Below are 2,447 nucleotides of genomic sequence, written 5' to 3'. Positions count from 1 at the left end.
ATCGGGGGATTGGAAGACTACACGAGAGTGGAGCTGGAAGGCGAAACCTCGGATGGTTGGTACCAGATCAGTGGTGAAGGATTCAGTGGAGAAGCGTACGTCTCCGGGGACTTTATCGTTCCGGTTGATTTACCGGAGGAAGACGTTGGCTATGTAGACGCGAATATTTCCCTAAACGTACGAGAAGGCCCCAGCACCTCTTATGATCAAGTCAGTTCGATCCCGCGCGGGGAAGAGATCGATCTCGTTGGCGAAATTGATGGTTGGTATAAGATCCGGATGGATGATGTCAATGAACCTACTTACGTCAGTGCTAGTCTAGTAACCAATGAAAATCCTGGGGCTGTTGGCTATGTTGATGCAAATGTTTCCCTGAACGTTCGTGAAGGTCCGGGGACATCTTATGCTCAAGTCAGTTCAATCCCGCGAGGAGAACAAGTCAACATCGTTGGTGAAACTGATGGTTGGTACGAGATCCGAATGGATGATGTCAGCGGACCTACTTATGTCAGTGCAAATCTAGTATCTGAAAATCCTGTTTCGGAAGTTAAAATCTTCATCGACCCTGGCCACGGCGGTAACGACCCCGGTGGTATTGGCCAAGGGTTGGAGGAAAAAGATGTAGCGCTTGATATATCGCTTCATGTTGCTGAAGTATTAGAGGAAGATTATGTAGGCGTTGATGTCATGATGTCAAGAACGACAGATGAGTTTATTGAGTTACCGGATAGAGCAGCCATGGCGAATGATTGGGGAGCTGATTATTTCGTTAGCGTGCACAATAATGCTTTCAACGGCTCAGCAAGTGGTTTTGAAAGTTTTATATTTAATGGCAATGTATCAAGTACAACAATAGAGAAACAGGAAGAAGTTCATCAGTACATCGCTAATGAGTTAACTGCAACGGATCGAGGGATGAAAAGGGAAAATTTTAGTGTTTTGCGCAATACGGCCATGTCAGCGATATTGTTAGAGTTATTGTTTATCGATAACGCTACAGATGCAGAAATGTTGGGAAGTCCTCAAGGGAGAGAGGAGCTAGGTCACATTACGGCTGATGCCATTGCTCATGCCTGGAATATAGAGGCAAGATAGAAACGAGTAAACTACCAAATTATGAAGTTAAAACTGGCTTCAGGTATTTCTGAAGCCAGTTTTTTTAATAGATGTATTTACATTTATTACATTATAAAGGTATTATATAGTAGTAGATATTGATTTTGGTTTTCAATCTTAATAAAAAAGTATTATTAATAATTTTAGATTTTTGCCGATACATATATTAAAAGAATCATAAAATAAAGGTGGGAAATGATGATATGGAATGTAAATCTATAGTTTCAACTTTTTTAATGTCATTTTTAATAGTTGGCCTTACAGAAAGCCAGCTTTCAGCAGAAGTTGGTACAGCAGAAGAGTTGGAAGAAGTCGACAAAACACATGGCATTGTCCGGTCCCCACTCCTAAATGTACGTTCAGGTCCAGATGAGGAATACGAAGTCATCGGGGAATTGGATGATTATACAAGGGTGGAGCTGGAAGGTGAAACCTCCGATGGTTGGTATAAGATCAATGCAGAAGAGTTCAGCGACGAAGCGTATGTCTCGGCGAGCGCTATTGTCCCCGTAGATGAACCGGAATACGAAGAGGGATACGTGGAAGGTGACCTTGTCAATGTTCGAGAAGGTCCAAGTGAAGACGAAACGGATGTAGCTCAATTAGAGCAGGGCGAACAAGTTGAAGTCGTCGGAGAGATTGACGATTGGTATAAGATCCGGGTAGATGATGTCGAGGGTTCTACATATGTGAATGGCAGTTACATCACTTCCGAAGAACCTGATGCTTTGGATGAAACCGAGGAGAGTACTTCTGAAGAGATTCAGGTTGCTGAAACAGATGAGCGTACTTTCGAAGAAACACAAGATTTGAGCGAACCCGAATACAGTCATGGTATCGTGCAGTCATCTTACTTGAACGTACGTAGCGGTCCCGGTACGGACCATGAAACGATCGGGGGGCTGGAAGACTACACGAGAGTGGAGCTGGAAGGCGAAACCTCGGATGGTTGGTACCAGATCAGTGGTGAAGGATTTAGTGGAGATGCATATGTCTCAGGAGATTTTATCGTTCCGGTTGATTTACCGGAATACGAAGAGGGCTACGTGGACAGTGACCTTTTAAATGTACGAGAAGGCCCTGGTGTAGATGAGGCACGTGTGCATCAATTGGAACGTAACGAGCAATTGGAAGTCGTCGGAGAGATTGACGGTTGGTATAAATTACAACTGGACGATATCGATGGACCGACATACGTGAGCGGCAATCACATCACGCCTGAAGAAACGCTGGAACTGACCGAACCTGAATACAGTCATGGAATCGTACAGTCATCCTACTTGAACGTACGCAGCGGTCCCGGTACGGACCACGAAACGATCGGGGGGCTG

Annotated in this window: 2 protein-coding genes; both read left to right on the top strand. The window is 44.5% G+C overall.

Annotation, left to right across the window (positions count from 1 at the left end):
• A partial coding sequence (locus BLS58_RS17065; RefSeq protein WP_143018961.1) for an N-acetylmuramoyl-L-alanine amidase family protein occupies nt 1–1,095 on the top strand: 1,095 nt, incomplete at its 5' end.
• 224 nt (nt 1,096–1,319) lie between these two features.
• On the top strand, nt 1,320–2,447 hold a 1,128-nt coding region (locus BLS58_RS17060), incomplete at its 3' end, for an SH3 domain-containing protein (protein WP_143018960.1).

The sequence above is a fragment of the Natribacillus halophilus genome (assembly GCF_900100185.1).
In the GTDB taxonomy this organism is placed as follows: Bacteria; Bacillota; Bacilli; order Bacillales; family Marinococcaceae; genus Natribacillus; species Natribacillus halophilus.
The sequence above is the reverse complement of the archived record's forward strand: the minus strand, read 5'-3'. Positions and strand labels throughout refer to the sequence as shown.